This is a genomic window from Streptomyces sp. NBC_01497 (assembly GCF_036250695.1).
GTDB lineage: Bacteria > Actinomycetota > Actinomycetes > Streptomycetales > Streptomycetaceae > Streptomyces.
Genome location: NZ_CP109427.1, coordinates 4,585,220 through 4,600,246, shown reverse-complemented (window position 1 = coordinate 4,600,246; position 15,027 = coordinate 4,585,220). Strand labels below are relative to the sequence as shown.

The following is a 15,027-nucleotide window of genomic DNA, read 5'->3' as shown; positions in this document are numbered from 1 at the left end:
CGCCCCGCACCGGCCCGCACCGCACCCGCGCGCCGGACAGTGCTCGCGCACCGGACCGACCGTCAACCGGGCGCCCGCCGTTCCGCGTACGCGCCCGGGATCGTCGGTATACCGAGCGCCCGCAGCGGTCCGCGTACCGGACGCGGCCGGCCCCAGCCGTCACCGGCCCCCGTACGCCCCGCTCGAAACGACAACCGGTCCTTCGAACCGGCCCGTCCCGCCGCCACTACGCCTCGGACGTGCCTGGAGGAGAAGGAAGGTCAGGAGGCCGTGGACGAATCCGCCCCGGCCGGTGCGCCCTTCTTGCAGCCGGCCTGCTTGGCCATGGCCTGGCCCAGGTCGCCCGACTGGAGCTTGCGCAGCGCCGTGTCGCCCCCGGAGCCGATCTTGCCGAGCTGCGTGGAGACGTCGCTCAACTGCGCCGCGAACTTCGCCTGGTCCGAGGTCTCCAGTCCGTCGACCTGCTTCTTCAGCTGCGCGTACGCGGTGGACGTCGAGTTGAGCTCCTGGATGGCGTCCTGCTGGGTCTTCGCACCGTCGTCCACGGGCGGCGCGCCGGCGGCCTTCACCGCGGACGCCAATGCCGCGTAGGCGGTGGCGTTGGTCCCGAAGGCGGCCGAGTCCACCCTCTTGACGTCGGCGGGGGCACTGGCCGTGGAGGTCGCCTTCACGATGGACGCGTTGGCGCCGGCGATCGCCTGCCGCTGGGGCTGCACCTTGTCGCAGAACCCCTTGGCCCAGTCATTCACCTTGGCGTCGTTGCTGCCGCACCCGGACAGTGCCAGGAGCACCACCGCGCCACCGGACAGCGTCGCCGCTAGCTTCTTGTTCACTGATCGGTCCCTTCCGAGGCTCTCGGCCCCGGAACTTACACGCCACGTGACCCGCGCCCCGGCCGCCGAGGTCCGTTCCGTTCCTGTTGCACTGATTTATGCCGAGCGAGAGACACCTCACGCTACCGACGGGTACAGAAATTCGAGTCAATACTCGGACGGGTGGGTGACATGGGCCTGGGCCTGGGCATCTGCGCGGGCGCCGGCCGTGCTCCCGGTGTCCACATGGGCCGGGATACGGACACGGACCTGGGCGTCGGCGTGGGCCCGGATCCGGATACGGACGGGGGCCAGAGCAACGGACGCCACGCGCACGTCGAACACGGGCGGCGGCATAAGCGCGAAGGCATAAGAAAAGAGGCCCTGTCCACAGGACCTCTCCCCATCAAGCTGTCGACCGTGCCGAAGCAAAAACGATCACTCCGGCCGGCCGGGACCTCAGGTTCACGACAACGGCACAGCCGCAGCCGCAGTCGTCGGCCAGCTCATCCTGATCACTCCACCATCGGCACCCGAGGTGACCTTCACGTCGTCGACGAGACCGCTGATCACGGCGAGGCCCATCTCGTCCTCACCCTCCACGTCCGCTTCGTAACCGTCCGCACCGGGGCGGCCACCGGCCACACCCGCGACGGACGCGCCCGACCCCGGCACGTCGTCACCGACCTCGATGGAGAACGTCTTCTCCTCCTCGGTCAGCACCACCTTCACCGGGGACGTGACGGCATGAGTGCGGTGCAGGCCCACGGCGCGGCTGCACGCCTCACCGACGGCGAGCCTCACCTCGTCGAGCACAGCCTCGTCGACTCCCGCCCGCCGCGCGACGGCCGCCGCCACCAGGCGGGCCGTCCTGACATGCTCCGGCTGGGCGCTGAAGCGGAGTTCAACGGTGGCCATTCGGATCCCCCTCGAACATACGAGCGTGCACTCTCCACCACTTCCACGAGCTTGCGGGCGTGGGACCCGGGCATGCTCGCCCGGCTCCCCTGCCCATTCCTCCGGAAGCCGCGGCCGACGTCAGTCGGTCGCGGCCACGGCCTCGTCCACCGTGGTGTGGATCGGGAACACCTTGGTGAGACCCGTGATCCGGAAGATCTTGAGAATGCGCTCCTGGTTGCAGACGAGACGCAGCGAGCCCTCGTGCGCACGGACCCTCTTGAGTCCGCCCACGAGAACGCCGAGTCCGGTCGAGTCGAGGAAGTCCACGCCCTCCATGTCGACGACCAGGTGGTAACTGCCGTCGTTCACCAACTCCACCAACTGCTCGCGCAGCTTGGGCGCGGTATACACATCAATCTCGCCACCGACCTCGACGACCGTTCGGTCGCCTCCAGGGCCGGACACGTTGCGAGTCGACAGGGACAGGTCCACGGATCCTCCAGCACCTTGCTATCGAGCGGTCGCCCCTCGGGTCTCCCCGACGGAGCCAGGGGACGTATCGCCAGCCGCGATGGCATTCAATCACTTACCGGCAGCCATGCACGACGCCTTGGGGCCATTGTCCCGCACGCCAGTGACACACTCGATGCCGATGGCCAGGAATCACCACCCCAATGGACCCGCCCGGAGCGGGGACAACCGCCCCACGCCGGACACGGTCCTCGACCGCCTCGCCGCGGGGGCGGGCCGAGCTGCGCGCATCACCCATACGGAGCACCTGCCCCCGCGACCGGGCCGTCATGCAGTCTGGCCCGACCGCATTCGACCCGAGATCATTTCGGCGATCCAGCGGGCAGGCATCGAGCACCCCTGGGCCCACCAGGCAGAGGCCGCCGAGTACGCTCTCGACGGCGAATCCGTCGTGATCGCGACCGGGACCGCCTCCGGCAAGTCGCTGGCCTACCTCGCGCCCGTCCTCACGGCCCTCCTGGACGGCTCGGAGGCCCCCAACGGCCGGGGCGCCACCGCCCTGTACCTGGCGCCCACCAAGGCCCTCGCCGCAGACCAGCGGCGAGGCGTGCGGGAACTCGCCGCGCCGCTCGGCACGGCCGTGCGGCCCGCCGTGTACGACGGCGACACCCCGGTCGAGGAACGCGAATGGGTCAGGCAGTACGCGAACTACGTACTGACCAATCCGGACATGCTGCATCGCGGCATCCTCCCGTCCCACCCGCGCTGGGCCTCCTTCCTGCGCGCCCTGCGCTACGTCGTGATCGACGAGTGCCACACCTACCGGGGCGTCTTCGGTTCGCACGTCGCCCAGGTGCTGCGCCGGCTGCGCCGCGTCTGCGCCCGCTACGGGGCGAACCCGGTCTTCCTGCTCGCCTCGGCGACCGCGGCGCAGCCCGCCCTCGCCGCGGGCCGCCTCACCGGCCTGCCCGTGCGCGAGGTCGCCGACGACGCCTCACCGCGGGGTGAGCTCGTCTTCGCCCTGTGGGAACCGCCTCTCACGGATCTCAGCGGCGAGAAGGGCGCGCCCGTGCGCCGCAGCGCGACGGCCGAGACCGCCGACCTCCTCACCGATCTGACCGTGCAGGGGGTCCGCACGGTTGCCTTCGTCCGCTCCCGCCGTGGCGCGGAACTGATCTCCGTCATCGCCAAGGAACGCCTGGCCGAGGTCGACCGCTCGCTACCGGACCGGGTGGCCGCCTACCGGGGCGGTTACCTGCCCGAGGAACGCCGAGCTCTGGAGGCCGCCCTGCACTCGGGCGAACTCCTCGGCCTTGCCGCCACCACGGCGCTGGAACTCGGGATCGACGTCTCCGGCCTCGACGCCGTCCTGATCACCGGCTACCCGGGCACCCGGGCCTCCCTGTGGCAGCAGGCAGGCCGGGCAGGCCGGGCCGGGCAGGGCGCCCTTGCGGTGCTGGTGGCCAGGGACGACCCCCTGGACACCTTCCTCGTCCACCACCCGGAGGCGCTGTTCCACCAGCCCGTCGAGTCGACCGTCCTCGACCCGGACAACCCGTACGTCCTCGCCCCGCACCTGTGCGCGGCCGCCGCCGAGCTGCCGCTCACCGAGGAGGACCTGCCGCTGTTCGGACCCGCCACGGCGGACCTGCTGCCGCAGCTGGAGGCCGCCGCACTGCTGCGCCGCCGTTCCTCCGGCTGGTACTGGACCCAGCGCAGGCGCGCCGCCGACCTCGCGGACATCCGCGGCTCGGGCGGCGACCCGGTCCAGATCGTGGAGGCCGGCACGGGACGGCTGCTGGGCACTGTCGACGAGGCCGCGGCCCACACCGCCGTCCACGACGGGGCCGTCCACCTGCACCAGGGCCGCACGTACCTGGTGAAACAGCTCGACCTGGCCGATTCGGTCGCCCTGGTCGAGGAGGCGAACCCGCCGTACTCGACCACGGCGCGGGACACCACCGCCATCTCCGTACTGGAGACGGAGACCGAGATCCCGTGGGGCGACGGACGCCTGTGCTACGGCTCCGTCGAGGTCACCAACCAGGTCGTCTCCTTCCTCAGACGCCGTCTGATCACCGGTGAAGTGCTGGGCGAGAGCAAGCTGGACCTGCCGCCGCGCACCCTGCGCACCCGCGCCGTGTGGTGGACCGTCACCGAGGACCAACTCGACGCGGCGCGCGTCAACCCCGAGCAGCTCGGCGGCGCCCTGCACGCCGCGGAACACGCTTCCATCGGACTCCTTCCGCTCTTCGCCACCTGCGACCGCTGGGACATCGGCGGCGTCTCCGTCCCGCTGCATCCGGACACGCTGCTGCCCACGGTCTTCGTCTACGACGGCCACCCCGGCGGCGCCGGGTTCGCCGAACGCGCCTTCCGCACGGCCCGCTCCTGGCTCACCGCCACCCGAGAGGCGATCGCCTCCTGCGAATGCGACGCGGGGTGCCCGTCCTGCATCCAGTCGCCCAAATGCGGCAACGGCAACGACCCCCTGCACAAGCGCGGCGCCGTCCGCCTCCTGGGTGAGCTGCTCAAGAACGCCCCAGAGGATCCTGAGTCGCCGGAGGATCCCGGCCGGCCGGCGGCACCGACGGCGACGCAGGCCGCACCCTGACCGCCGGCCCCGGCCCCGAAGGCTCCGGATGCGCGTCCCGCGCCCCCTGACGTCCGGCCGGGCCCGCCAACTCCTCGGCACGGGTCCTCGGCACGGGTCCTCGGCACGGGTCCTCGGCACGAGTGCTCGGCATCAGTGCTCGGCGGCTGACGTCCAGGCCCTACAGCGCTCCCGGTACGTCTTCCGGGCCGCCCGACGTCCGCGCCTGTCAGCTCCCGCAGCCCCCCTGACCTGCGGACTCGGCACTGCCCCCGGTACGGGTCCTCGGCTTCTGGCGTCCGGGGCCGCCGGCTCCCCCGGCGCGTCTTGCGGGCGCCTCCTATCCGCGCTCGTCGACTCCACTTCCGGGCGACCGGTGTCCGTGCTCATCAGCTCCCCCCGCCACCGGGCCCGGGTTCCCTGCCGGGGCCCACGGGTCCCCCGTCCGGCGGATCCGGGTCGGTCGGTCCGGGCCCGGCGCGCGCCCGGACCGCGGGCACATACGGTCCGACGCCGGCCTGCGCGGTCACGTCCGCGACCCGGCCGTCCAGCGCGCAGAGCGTCAACCGCGCGCCCTGGGCCGCCGCCACCCGTTCCGCCGCACCACAGGCCGCATCCCTGCCGGACAGCGCCCGGTCGGCGGCGGCGAGGGCCGCGAGGTCGGCTGCCGCTCCGGCACGGTGCCGGGCCGTCACGGCCTGCCCGAGGGCAAGGATCACCGCGAACAGCGCGCACAGCACCGTCGCGAGGACGGCCACCAGAACCGTCGCCGAGCCGCGGTCCCGCTCCCTGCGGGCCGACCCGCTCACGGACGTGCCCCTTCCAAGGCGGCCGAAGCGGCCGCGGCGTCCGGAACGGTGTCCTCGGCGGACGCGACCGCCTCGGCCGACAGGGTGAGCGCGAGGGCGTGCGGCCCCGGCGCGGGCGCCGTCACCCGCACGCGCCACAGGTCGTCCGACCGTCCGACGGTGATCTCGGCCCCCTTGGGCGCCGCGGATCGGGCCGCCTCGATCGCGGCGGCCCGCGGTTCCGTTCTCGCGGCGGCCCGCGCACCGGCCCGGGCCGCGTCCACGCACTGGATCTGTGCCGCGGCCGCCATGAGTGCCCAGACCAGGGCCATCGCGAAGGCCACGAGACCCGGCACGATCACGGCGGCCTCGGCCGTGACGTATCCCCCGTCGCGTCGCCCAGGGCTGCCCGGGCGGCGCTCAGGATTTCGCATGGAGCGCCTGCCCGATCAGCGACTCCAGCGCGGCCTGCACGGAAGGGCTGGTCACCACCTTGTAGAGCACCGCCGCGAAGGCGCACGCGGCGATGGTGCCCATCGCGTATTCCGCCGTCGTCATACCGTCGTCCGCACGAGTACGCCGTGCCCACAGCGCCTTGAGCCATGTCTTCATCACGTGTTCCCCCTGTCCGGCGTCCCCGCCGTCCTCAGTCCTTCGCTGTCCGACTCCGGCGCGCGGCGCACGTCCGACAACCCGTCGCATCGGTCCGTCACGCCGCCCGTCGCCGGTCCCGCCATCGATCCCCGTCGCCGATCCCGCTTCCAGGCCCCCTGCTCGCTCGTGATCACGCCATGGGCTCCCCGCCCCGGCTCGTATCCCGCCGCCCCCGGCTCCTGAGTTGCCCTCCTCGGCCCGTATGCCGGCGCGTCCGGCTCCTGGGTCGTCCCCCTCGGTCCGAATGCCGGCGCGTCCCCGGCTCACCGCACTCCGTACGAACTCAGCCGGCGTTGCCGAGCTCAGCCGCCGTTCAGCAGCCCCGTGGCGAGGCCCATGACCACGGGTGCCACGCCCGTCGCGAGGAAGGCCGGCAGGAAGCACAGGCCCACCGGTCCCGTGATCAGCACCTGCGCGCGCTGTGCCCTGACGGTGGCCTTCCTCGACCGCTCGGCCCGCAGCCCCTCCGCCAGCCGGGCCAGCGGTTCGGCCACGGGCGCCCCGGTGGCCGAGGCACGCTCCAGGCACCGGGCGAGCCCCGAGGCGCCCGGTATCTCCCCGAACCTCCCCCATGCCGCGGCCGGTTCGCCACCGAGCACGATCTCCGCGGCCGCCCCGGCCAGCCGGTCCCCGACCGGTCCGCCGAGCGAACCTCCGACGGCCTCCGCCGCCTCACGCGGGCCCGCTCCCGCGGCGGCACACGCGGCGAGCAGGTCCGCCACGAGCGGCAGCCTGCGCCCGGCTTCCTCGGCCGCGGCTCTCCCGTCCTCACCGCGTCGCCCGCGCGACCACCGCGCCACACCCAGCGCCGCGACGAGCCCCGCACCTGCCCCGAGCGCCCCGCCGACCAGGAACCAGCCCACGAGGAGCGCGGCGAGGGACGGCCCCCACCGGCTCGCCCCGTCCCGGAGAGCCGGGCGGAACGCCGGGCGCTCCCGGGTACGCTCCGTCGCGAGCAGGGCCACGGTGCGTCGCCGGACCGCTCGCTCGCCGCGCCGCTCGGCCCACGCCAGCCCCAGGGATCCCATCGCGGCTACCGCCGAGACCGTCATCCACAGCCTGTGGATAAAGAAGTCACTCATCCCGACTCCGCCGTCCTGACGATCCGGCCGGCCCACCACAGACCGGCCCCCTCCAGCAAGGCGCCGGCTCCGAGGCACCCGATCCCCGCCGGTGTGTGCAGCAGTACGCGCAGGGGATGCGCGCCCATCGCGGCGCCGAGCGCGAGACCCACCACCGGCAGAACCGCCAGCACCACCACCGTCGACCAGGCGCCGGTCAACTGGGCTCGCAGGGAATGACGTTGGTCGTACTCGGCCCGCAGCGCGTCCTCCAACCGATCGAGCCCGGCGGCCAGCCCGGCGCCGCCGTCCACCGCGACCTGCCAGCAGGCCGCGAGCCCCACCAGGCCGTCCGCGCCCGGTACCTGGGCTGCCTGCCGCAGCGCGGCCGGCGTGTCGCCGCCGAACCGCACGGCGGCCACCACCGCCGTCTCGTCCTTCCCCAGGCCCCCGGTCGCCCCCGCGGCGTCCATCAGTGCCCGCGCCGGCTGCGCGCCTGCCCGCAGCTCGCCCGCGGTCGCGGCACAGAGGGCGACGACCGCCTCGGCGCGCCGCCCAGCGGCCCGACGCCGCCCGGCGGCCTGCAGCCCGCGCCGCACCAGCGGCACCGCGCACGCCCCGGCGACGAGCGGCAGAACGGAGGCGCCCGCCGCCGCGACCAGGACGGCCACCGGCAGGCACAGCCACTCCCCGCCGAACGCTCCGGCCCGGCTCCTGAGCCACCCGGAGACCCGCTCGCCGACCGGCACCCGTGGCCCAGCTCCGCCCGGGAAGCCGGCGCACAACGCCCTGGCCCTGCGGCGCCGGGACTCCCCCGCCAGCGCCAGCCACCCGGCACAGCCGACGCAGAGCGCCGCGGCCCAACCGCACTCCGGCGCGGACACGCCCGTCACAGCGAGCGTCCGATCAGTGCGGTCAGGCGCGCGCACCCGTGCTCCCGGGCGAACCCGTCGGGCCCCCAGCGCAACGCGGGCACCGGCACCACCAGGCCCGCCGGGTCCCGCTCCAGTACGCACACTTCGGCGACCCGCCGACGCCCGCTCCTGTCCCGTACCAAATGGAGTACGACCGAGACCGCCGCCGCCAACTGGCTGTGCAGCGCGGCCCGGTCCAGCCCGGCCGCCGTGCCCAGCGCCTCCAGCCGCGCCGGCACATCGGCGGCCGCGTTGGCGTGGACCGTCCCGCAGCCGCCTTCGTGCCCCGTGTTCAAGGCGGCCAGCAGGTCGGTCACTTCGGCCCCGCGCACCTCGCCGACCACCAGCCGGTCGGGACGCATCCGCAGGGCCTGCCTGACGAGGTCCTTCAGCGTCACCTCTCCGGCTCCCTCCTGGTTGGCCGGACGGGCTTCCAGCCGCACCACATGCGGGTGGTCGGGGCGCAGCTCGGCCGAATCCTCCGCGAGGACGATCCGCTCCCGCGTCCCGACGAGGCCAAGAAGTGTGGAGAGCAGCGTCGTCTTGCCGGTCCCCGTGCCACCGCTGATCAGGAACGACAGCCTCGCCTCCAGCAGGGCGCGCAGCACCCGCTCTCCGCCGGGCGGCAGCGTCCCGGCGGCCGTCAGCTCCGCCAGTGAGAACGCCTTGGGGCGCACCACCCGGAGCGAGAGATATGCCGACCCGACGGCGACGGGTGGCAGCACCGCGTGCATCCTCGTGCCGTCCGGCAAGCGCGCGTCCACCCACGGGCGGGCGTCGTCGAGGCGCCTGCCCGCCACGGCCGCGAGCCGCTGGGCGAGCCGCCGCACGGAGGCGGCGTCCGGGAATGCCACGTCCGTGAGCTCCAGGCCGCCCCCTCGGTCGACCCACACCCGGTCCGGCGCCGCCACCAGCACATCCGTCACCGAGCTGTCCGCGAGGAGCCCTTCGAGCGGGCCCGTACCGACCAGCTCGCTGCGCAACTCCTCTGCGGCGCCCAGTACTTCCGTGTCGCCGAGCAGCCTGCCCTGTGCCCGAAGGGCTGCGGCGACCCGTGCGGGTGTCGGATCGGCGCCGCTTTGCGCGAGGCGCCTTCGTACCGCGTCGAGCAGGGCCGCACCGGCGTCTCCCCTGTTCTCCTCCGTGGTCCTCATGTCCGGGCACCTCCGTCCTGGCCGAGTGCCCGCTCCCAGAAAGCGGCGCAGAACACCCCGAGCGGTCCCCGGGCCCGCGACCCCGGCGGGTCACCGCTGTCCAGCGCATCCGACAGGCCGGGCTCCGGCGGCAGTTCACCGGCCAGCGGCAGGCCCAGGGCCTCGGCGATCCACGCGTCGTCCAGCCCGGCCGCATGCGGCCCGCGCACCACGGCGCGCAGGTCCCCCAACACCATGCGGACCATGGAGGCCACACGCTCCGCCGCCGCGACGGCCCGCAACTCGGCGGGCACCACGAGCAGTCCGACATCGAGTTGTGCGAGCGCCTCCGCCACCGGTTCGTCGACCCGGCGTGGCAGATCCACGACCACCACACCGCCGCGCCTGCGGGCAGCGGCCAGCACCGACCTCATGGCGTCGGGCCCCACGGTCACGGTGTCGCCGCGATCCCAGCTGAGCACGCTCAGGTCGTGCACACGAGGAAGCGACTCCTCCAGCGCCGTGCCCGCGACGCGCCCCTTCGAGGCGGCGAAGTCGGGCCAGCGTCTGCCCTCGGCCCGCTCGCCGCCGAGCAGCACATCGAGGCCGCCGCCGAGCGGGTCCGCGTCCACGAGCATGGTCCGCAGGCCCGCCCGCGCCGCCGTGACCGCCAGCGCGCAGGCGAGAGTCGACGCTCCCGCGCCGCCCCGGCCGCCGATCACCCCGACCGTCACCGCGTGCTCCGCGGCGCCCTCAGCGGCGTCCGCCAGCCGGTCGGCGATCCACCCCTCGGCGTCGGGCAGGCGCAGCACGCACTCGGCGCCGATCTCCACCGCCCGCTGCCAGACGGCCGGGTCGTCCTGGTCGCGGCCGACGAGCATCACACCGGGCCTGCGCGTCGCCCCGCGGCAGCGGTCCGCAGCGTCGTCCCCCACGAGCACCAGGGGCGCCCTCTCCCAACTCCCCCTCGCGTCTGGGATCTTGTGATGCACCTCCGGCTCCGCACCGGCTGCCGCGCACAGTCGCAGCAGGTCATCGAGCAGTTCCACGTCCTCCGTGACGATCAGCGGGCGCCCGTTGCGGTCCGCTGATCCACGTGCCACGCCCCGTGGTGTTTCGTCCGGCGTCCCGCGTGACCACCCCGACGCCTTGGACCCGACCATGTCCCCGCCCCCTGTCCGTACCTCTGTACGCCTGCGGGACCGCCCGATCCGTGAACGCCTCCCTTCCGGGACACATCCGATGGATCCGGTATCGACGATTCCGGCTTCTGCGGACTTCGCAGCTGGAATCAGGCTGCCCGGCAGCGGGAAATCATGGGGATCTTGCTCGAAAACTGTGGACAACTCAGCGAATGTGAATAACTCAGTAGCTCAAATCAGTGACATTCGCCGAGCGGCCCACCCACTACGCATCGTGACGACCGAAGCTGGGCAAGAAAGGTTCGGGCAGCATCCACGACCACGGGCAGGGCGCGCACCGCGCAAAGGAGAGGAGCGGCCAACTGGGCCTGGACATGCGACGACCCCCGCCGGGGGGGAGAGCGGGGGTCGTCCCCACGGCCGACTCGGGGGGGGAGGAGCCGGACCGGGTTAGACACGGTCGCGAACGATCCGTGACTTCCATGGTGTACCCGAGAGCCTTCCCGAGCAAACCCACACGCCGCACCTTACGCCGAATGGTGGGCGCATATGCTCGGGGCGTGGAAAACGACTACTTGCCACGTACAGCTGCCTTCTTCGACCTGGACAAGACGGTCATTGCGAAGTCGTCGACGTTGACCTTCGGCCGGTCCTTCTATCAAGGCGGTCTGATCAACCGTCGCGCTGTACTGCGGACCGCGTACGCGCAGTTCGTCTTCCTCGCAGGGGGCGCCGATCACGACCAGATGGAACGCATGCGGCAGTACCTCTCCTCGCTCTGCAAAGGCTGGAACGTCCAGCAGGTCAAGGAGATCGTCGCCGAGGCCCTGCACGGCCTGATCGATCCCATCATCTACGACGAGGCCGCGTCACTCATCGAGGATCACCACGCGGCCGGCCGCGACGTGGTGATCGTCTCCACCTCCGGGGCCGAAGTCGTCGAACCCATCGGCGAGTTGCTCGGCGCGGATCGGGTCGTGGCGACGCGGATGGTGGTCGGCGACGACGGCTGTTTCACCGGCGAGGTGGAGTACTACGCCTACGGTCCGACCAAGGCAGAGGCCGTCCGGGCGCTCGCCGGATCGGAGGGATACGACCTGACGCGCTGCTACGCGTACAGCGACTCCATCACGGACGTGCCGATGCTGGAGGCGGTCGGCCACCCCTTCGCCGTCAACCCCGACCGGGCGTTGCGCCGCGAGGCCACCGCCCGCGAGTGGCCCGTCCTCGTCTTCAACCGGCCGGTCCGGCTCCGGCAGCGGCTCCCCGCGTTCACCCTGCCCGCCCCGCCCGGTGTGGTGGCGGCAGTCGCGCTCGGCGCGGCCGTGGCCACGGCGGGCCTCGTCTGGTACGCGACGAATCGCAGGCGCGCCCGCGCCTGACGGGCCCGGCCCCCGCACTCCGGCCACCGGCCACCGGCCGGCGCCGGAGGCCGGACAGCGCGCCGGGCCACCCGCAACCCGCACGCCCCGCAGGACGGGACCGGCACACAAGGAGCCCGGGCACCTGGGCACCTGGGCACCTGGGCACTCGGGCACCTGGGCACTCGGGCGTCTCCGTCGTTCCCTACTTGTCCTTGTTTGAACTGTTTTAACCTAAAAGTAAAGTTAACTGGTTCCGGGTTCCGCCCCGGTGGCCTCAGGAGTACAAAGGAATCAACGGCCCGCGAGACCAAGGACATCCGAGAGGATCACCTCACACACGCACAGGCCGAACGGACCGAGCACGCAACCGGGCACCCACGCGACGTCGACCCGTCGATTACGGGCCAGCCGCACCAGGTCACGGGCGAAGCACCCGACCTGATGGGCACATATCCGAGGACGCCTGGTAACCCGGCGACCGTGCCAGCGGCGGCACCCCATGGGTGCCGCCGCACTCATTTCACCGTCGCGACGCCGCGCCGGAGAGAGCCACGGGCGCACTCGACAGCCGGGCGGGCGCACTCGGCAGCCCGCCGGATCGGAGAACGCCCCAGTTCTCCCCTCGGCGCTTGAGCCCGTTGAGCCGCCGGCACCGCCAGCCCGCCGGCGCGTGAACCCGTGAACCCGTGAACCCGTGAACCCGTGAACCCGCCAGCAGCCTCAGGCCGCGCCCCGCTGGAGCGCCTCGCAGACCGCCGTCGACTCCCTCACGCCCAGTTCCACGGCTCGCCCGCAGTGGGAGATCCAGGCGGCCATGCCGCCCGGGGTGCCGGAGAGGTAGCCCGCGAAGGCCGCGGCGTACGCGGCACGCCCCAGTTCGGCGTGGCCCACCTCCGCGGGGCAGATCGACTTCGGGTCGAGCCCGCTGTTGATCAGCACGATCCGCTCGGCGGCACGGGCCACCACCCCGTTGTACGAACCGAAGGGGCGCAGCGCCAGCAGTTCGCCGTGCACGACGGCCGCCGTCACCAGGGCCGGCGCGCCACTCGGTGCGAGGACGAGTTCGGTGAGGCCGTCGAGTCGCCCGGCCACCTCCGCCGGGTCCGGCAGCGGCGCCTCGGTCAGCGGTCCCACGGCCTCGCAGCCCGGCGCTTCCACGGCCGGCTCGTCCGCCAGCCGGGGCCGCCCGATCCGTTCGTCACCGACGCTCGCCCCGCCCGCCGCGACCAGATGCAGCCGAGCGAGTACCCGCGTGGGCGACTGCCGCCAGACGGACAGCAACTGCCCGGCCTCCGCCGTGACGCGCAGCGCGGCGCCCACGGTCCGGGCTTCCGCCTGCGCACTGAAGTCCGTACGCCGCCGGACCTCTTCGAGCCCCCAGTCCGCGCCGGACAGCGCGGCGGAACCGCGGGCGGCACGCAAGGCCGCCTCGGAGGTGATTTCCGTGCTGCGCCGGCGCATCACGCGGTGTCCGTAGACACGGTCGACGGCCTTGCGTACGGATTCCACCGCATCGGGCACGCCGGGGAGCGAGGCGAGGGCGGCGAGCGGATCGTCCCCCCGCCGGACGGCAGCCACAGCCGTGGCCCCGTCGGGAGCACCAGAGGCACCCGGGGGCGTGTGCGACCTGTCGGCTGAGGCGTCGGGGACGTCAGAGGCGGACCTACTCATAGGTAGCGAGGCTACGCGCCCGTGTCACATCACCCACCGTCCAGTGGCATTCTTCACGGAACCCGGCGACGCCCCGCAGCGGATCGACTACGCTACGTGAACATGAAGATCGCTTTCGTGGGCAAGGGCGGCAGCGGCAAGACCACGCTGTCCTCGCTCTTCATCCGCAGTCTGGCGGCGGACGGGACACCCGTCGTCGCCATCGACGCCGACATCAACCAGCACCTGGGTGCCGCGCTCGGCCTCACCGAGGCCGAGGCGGCCGCCCTTCCCGCGATGGGCGCGCACCTTCCCCTGATCAAGGACTACGTCCGGGGCAGCAATCCGCGTATCGCCTCGGCCGAAGCCATGATCAAGACGACGCCCCCCGGCAGGGGTTCGCGGCTGCTGCGCGTCGTGGAGGACAACCCGGTCTACGACGCCTGCGCCCGCCGCGTCGCGCTGGACGACGGCGAGATCCGGCTGATGGCCACCGGCCCGTTCACGGAAGCCGATCTCGGCGTCGCCTGCTACCACTCCAAGGTCGGCGCCGTCGAACTCTGCCTGAACCACCTGGTGGACGGGCCCGACGAATACGTCGTGGTGGACATGACCGCCGGCTCCGACTCCTTCGCCTCCGGCCTGTTCACGCGCTTCGACATGACGTTCCTGGTGGCAGAGCCGACCCGTAAGGGCGTCTCCGTCTACCGGCAGTACAAGCAATACGCACGTGACTTCGGTGTGGCGCTGAAGGTCGTGGGCAACAAGGTGCAGGACGAGACCGATCTGGAATTCCTGCGCGAAGAGGTCGGCGACGACCTGCTCGTCACCCTCACCCACTCGAACTGGGTACGCGCCATGGAAAAGGGCAGGCCCGCCCCGTTCGGGCAGTTGGAGCCGGCGAACCGGGCCGCGCTGGACACCGTGAAGGCAGCCGCCCTGCGGTCGTACGAGCACCGCGATTGGCCCCGGTACACCCGGCAGATGGTGCACTTCCACCTGAAGAACGCGGAGAGCTGGGGTAACGCGAAGACCGGTGCCGACCTCGCCTCGCAGGTCGATCCGGCGTTCGTCCTGAGCGAGACGGCCGCCGTGCCGCAACCCGGCTGACCGGCCGGTCACATGACCGGCCCCTCCCCCCAGGCGCGCCGGCTCCCGAACCCCGGACTACAGGTCCCCGCACCCCCCGGCCTCACCCTCGGCCTTCCGAACCCCGGCCGGAGCGCCGAGCGCCGAGCACGCAGCACCCCGCACCCCGCACCCCGCACCCCGCACCCACGATGCCGGCGCCCCCAGGCCGGAACCGGACCTCAGCAGCCCCGACGCCCGCGTCGGGGCTCCGTCATGCCCGCGTCGGGTCCCGCACGCCCCCGCCGCTTCCCGCACGCCCTCGTCGATCTCAGCACCCCCCTCGTCGTACCCCCACCCCATCCACGTCCCGCCGATTCACCGGCCGCATTTCGCCGCATTCTCGTGTTGTTCGTAGCGTCCTATGCCGCTCCATTGCGTCCGGATGCCGTCCCACGACATCCGATGGCGTCCGGT

The 15,027-nt window shown here is 72.8% G+C and carries 15 protein-coding genes; 3 read left to right on the top strand and 12 right to left on the bottom strand.

All coding sequences use genetic code 11. The annotated features are described in order from the left end of the window. Positions 1-260: 260 nt before the first annotated feature. The 4 genes from OG310_RS19620 to OG310_RS19605 form a co-directional block, all read right to left on the bottom strand. Positions 261-833: a small secreted protein gene (locus OG310_RS19620; RefSeq protein ID WP_329457179.1), complete on the bottom strand. Its 573-nt coding sequence runs from the start codon at positions 831-833 to the stop codon at positions 261-263. Between the two features lie 147 nt (positions 834-980). Then, entirely contained in the window at positions 981-1,157 is a 177-nt protein-coding gene (locus tag OG310_RS19615; RefSeq protein ID WP_329457178.1) for a hypothetical protein, read from the bottom strand. 120 nt (positions 1,158-1,277) lie between these two features. Beyond that, entirely contained in the window at positions 1,278-1,730 is a 453-nt protein-coding gene (locus OG310_RS19610; RefSeq protein ID WP_329457177.1) for an ATP-binding protein, read from the bottom strand. A gap of 120 nt (positions 1,731-1,850) precedes the next feature. After that, positions 1,851-2,204 carry an STAS domain-containing protein gene (locus tag OG310_RS19605; protein ID WP_003967428.1) on the bottom strand — a complete coding sequence of 118 codons (354 nt, stop codon included), beginning with the start codon at positions 2,202-2,204 and terminating at the stop codon, positions 1,851-1,853. A gap of 79 nt (positions 2,205-2,283) precedes the next feature. Between OG310_RS19605 and OG310_RS19600 the strand changes: the two genes are divergently transcribed. Next, positions 2,284-4,797, top strand: a complete 2,514-nt coding sequence (locus OG310_RS19600; RefSeq protein ID WP_329457176.1) for a DEAD/DEAH box helicase — start codon at positions 2,284-2,286, stop codon at positions 4,795-4,797. Between the two features lie 368 nt (positions 4,798-5,165). Here OG310_RS19600 and OG310_RS19595 read toward each other — a convergent pair whose 3' ends face one another. The 7 genes from OG310_RS19595 to ssd all read right to left on the bottom strand — a co-directional run bounded on the left by OG310_RS19595 (position 5,166) and on the right by ssd (position 10,489). After that, positions 5,166-5,585, bottom strand: a complete 420-nt coding sequence (locus OG310_RS19595) for an Rv3654c family TadE-like protein (RefSeq protein WP_329457175.1) — start codon at positions 5,583-5,585, stop codon at positions 5,166-5,168. Beyond that, on the bottom strand, positions 5,582-5,998 hold the full coding sequence (locus tag OG310_RS19590; protein ID WP_329457174.1) for a TadE family type IV pilus minor pilin: 417 nt from the start codon (positions 5,996-5,998) through the stop codon (positions 5,582-5,584). The genes OG310_RS19595 and OG310_RS19590 overlap by 4 nt, the downstream gene beginning before the upstream one ends. Further along, positions 5,985-6,176 (bottom strand): DUF4244 domain-containing protein, encoded by a 192-nt coding sequence (locus OG310_RS19585; RefSeq protein WP_329457173.1) that lies wholly within the window; start codon positions 6,174-6,176, stop codon positions 5,985-5,987. Before OG310_RS19585 ends, OG310_RS19590 begins: the two co-directional genes overlap by 14 nt. 344 nt (positions 6,177-6,520) lie before the next feature. Beyond that, positions 6,521-7,300 (bottom strand): type II secretion system F family protein, encoded by a 780-nt coding sequence (locus tag OG310_RS19580; protein WP_329457172.1) that lies wholly within the window; start codon positions 7,298-7,300, stop codon positions 6,521-6,523. Beyond that, a complete protein-coding gene (locus tag OG310_RS19575; protein ID WP_443078696.1) occupies positions 7,297-8,172 on the bottom strand; it encodes a type II secretion system F family protein in 876 nt (291 codons plus the stop codon). Before OG310_RS19575 ends, OG310_RS19580 begins: the two co-directional genes overlap by 4 nt. After that, positions 8,169-9,347, bottom strand: a complete 1,179-nt coding sequence (locus OG310_RS19570) for a TadA family conjugal transfer-associated ATPase (RefSeq protein WP_329457170.1) — start codon at positions 9,345-9,347, stop codon at positions 8,169-8,171. Before OG310_RS19570 ends, OG310_RS19575 begins: the two co-directional genes overlap by 4 nt. Further along, positions 9,344-10,489, bottom strand: coding sequence for a septum site-determining protein Ssd (gene ssd, locus OG310_RS19565; protein WP_443078695.1), 1,146 nt, complete (start codon positions 10,487-10,489; stop codon positions 9,344-9,346). Before ssd ends, OG310_RS19570 begins: the two co-directional genes overlap by 4 nt. 515 nt (positions 10,490-11,004) lie before the next feature. On the opposite strand from ssd, the gene OG310_RS19560 reads away from it, so the two are divergent. Then, entirely contained in the window at positions 11,005-11,850 is an 846-nt protein-coding gene (locus OG310_RS19560; RefSeq protein ID WP_329457168.1) for an HAD family hydrolase, read from the top strand. Positions 11,851-12,552: 702 nt separating this feature from the next. Here OG310_RS19560 and OG310_RS19555 read toward each other — a convergent pair. Further along, positions 12,553-13,410, bottom strand: coding sequence for an oxidoreductase (locus OG310_RS19555; protein WP_329457167.1), 858 nt, complete (start codon positions 13,408-13,410; stop codon positions 12,553-12,555). A 195-nt stretch (positions 13,411-13,605) separates the two neighbouring features. Between OG310_RS19555 and OG310_RS19550 the strand changes: the two genes are divergently transcribed. After that, a complete protein-coding gene (locus OG310_RS19550) occupies positions 13,606-14,592 on the top strand; it encodes an ATP-binding protein (RefSeq protein WP_329457166.1) in 987 nt (328 codons plus the stop codon). The last annotated feature ends 435 nt before the right edge of the window (positions 14,593-15,027 follow it).

Coding starts and splice junctions, on each gene's coding strand:
- OG310_RS19610 (WP_329457177.1), bottom strand. CDS start 1,730: ATGGCCACCGTTGAACTCCGCTTCAGCGCCCAGCCGGAGCATGTCAGG.
- OG310_RS19600 (WP_329457176.1), top strand. CDS start 2,284: ATGGCATTCAATCACTTACCGGCAGCCATGCACGACGCCTTGGGGCCA.
- OG310_RS19590 (WP_329457174.1), bottom strand. CDS start 5,998: ATGCGAAATCCTGAGCGCCGCCCGGGCAGCCCTGGGCGACGCGACGGG.
- OG310_RS19585 (WP_329457173.1), bottom strand. CDS start 6,176: ATGAAGACATGGCTCAAGGCGCTGTGGGCACGGCGTACTCGTGCGGAC.
- OG310_RS19580 (WP_329457172.1), bottom strand. CDS start 7,300: ATGAGTGACTTCTTTATCCACAGGCTGTGGATGACGGTCTCGGCGGTA.
- OG310_RS19570 (WP_329457170.1), bottom strand. CDS start 9,347: ATGAGGACCACGGAGGAGAACAGGGGAGACGCCGGTGCGGCCCTGCTC.
- ssd (WP_443078695.1), bottom strand. CDS start 10,489: ATGGTCGGGTCCAAGGCGTCGGGGTGGTCACGCGGGACGCCGGACGAA.
- OG310_RS19560 (WP_329457168.1), top strand. CDS start 11,005: ATGGTGGGCGCATATGCTCGGGGCGTGGAAAACGACTACTTGCCACGT.
- OG310_RS19550 (WP_329457166.1), top strand. CDS start 13,606: ATGAAGATCGCTTTCGTGGGCAAGGGCGGCAGCGGCAAGACCACGCTG.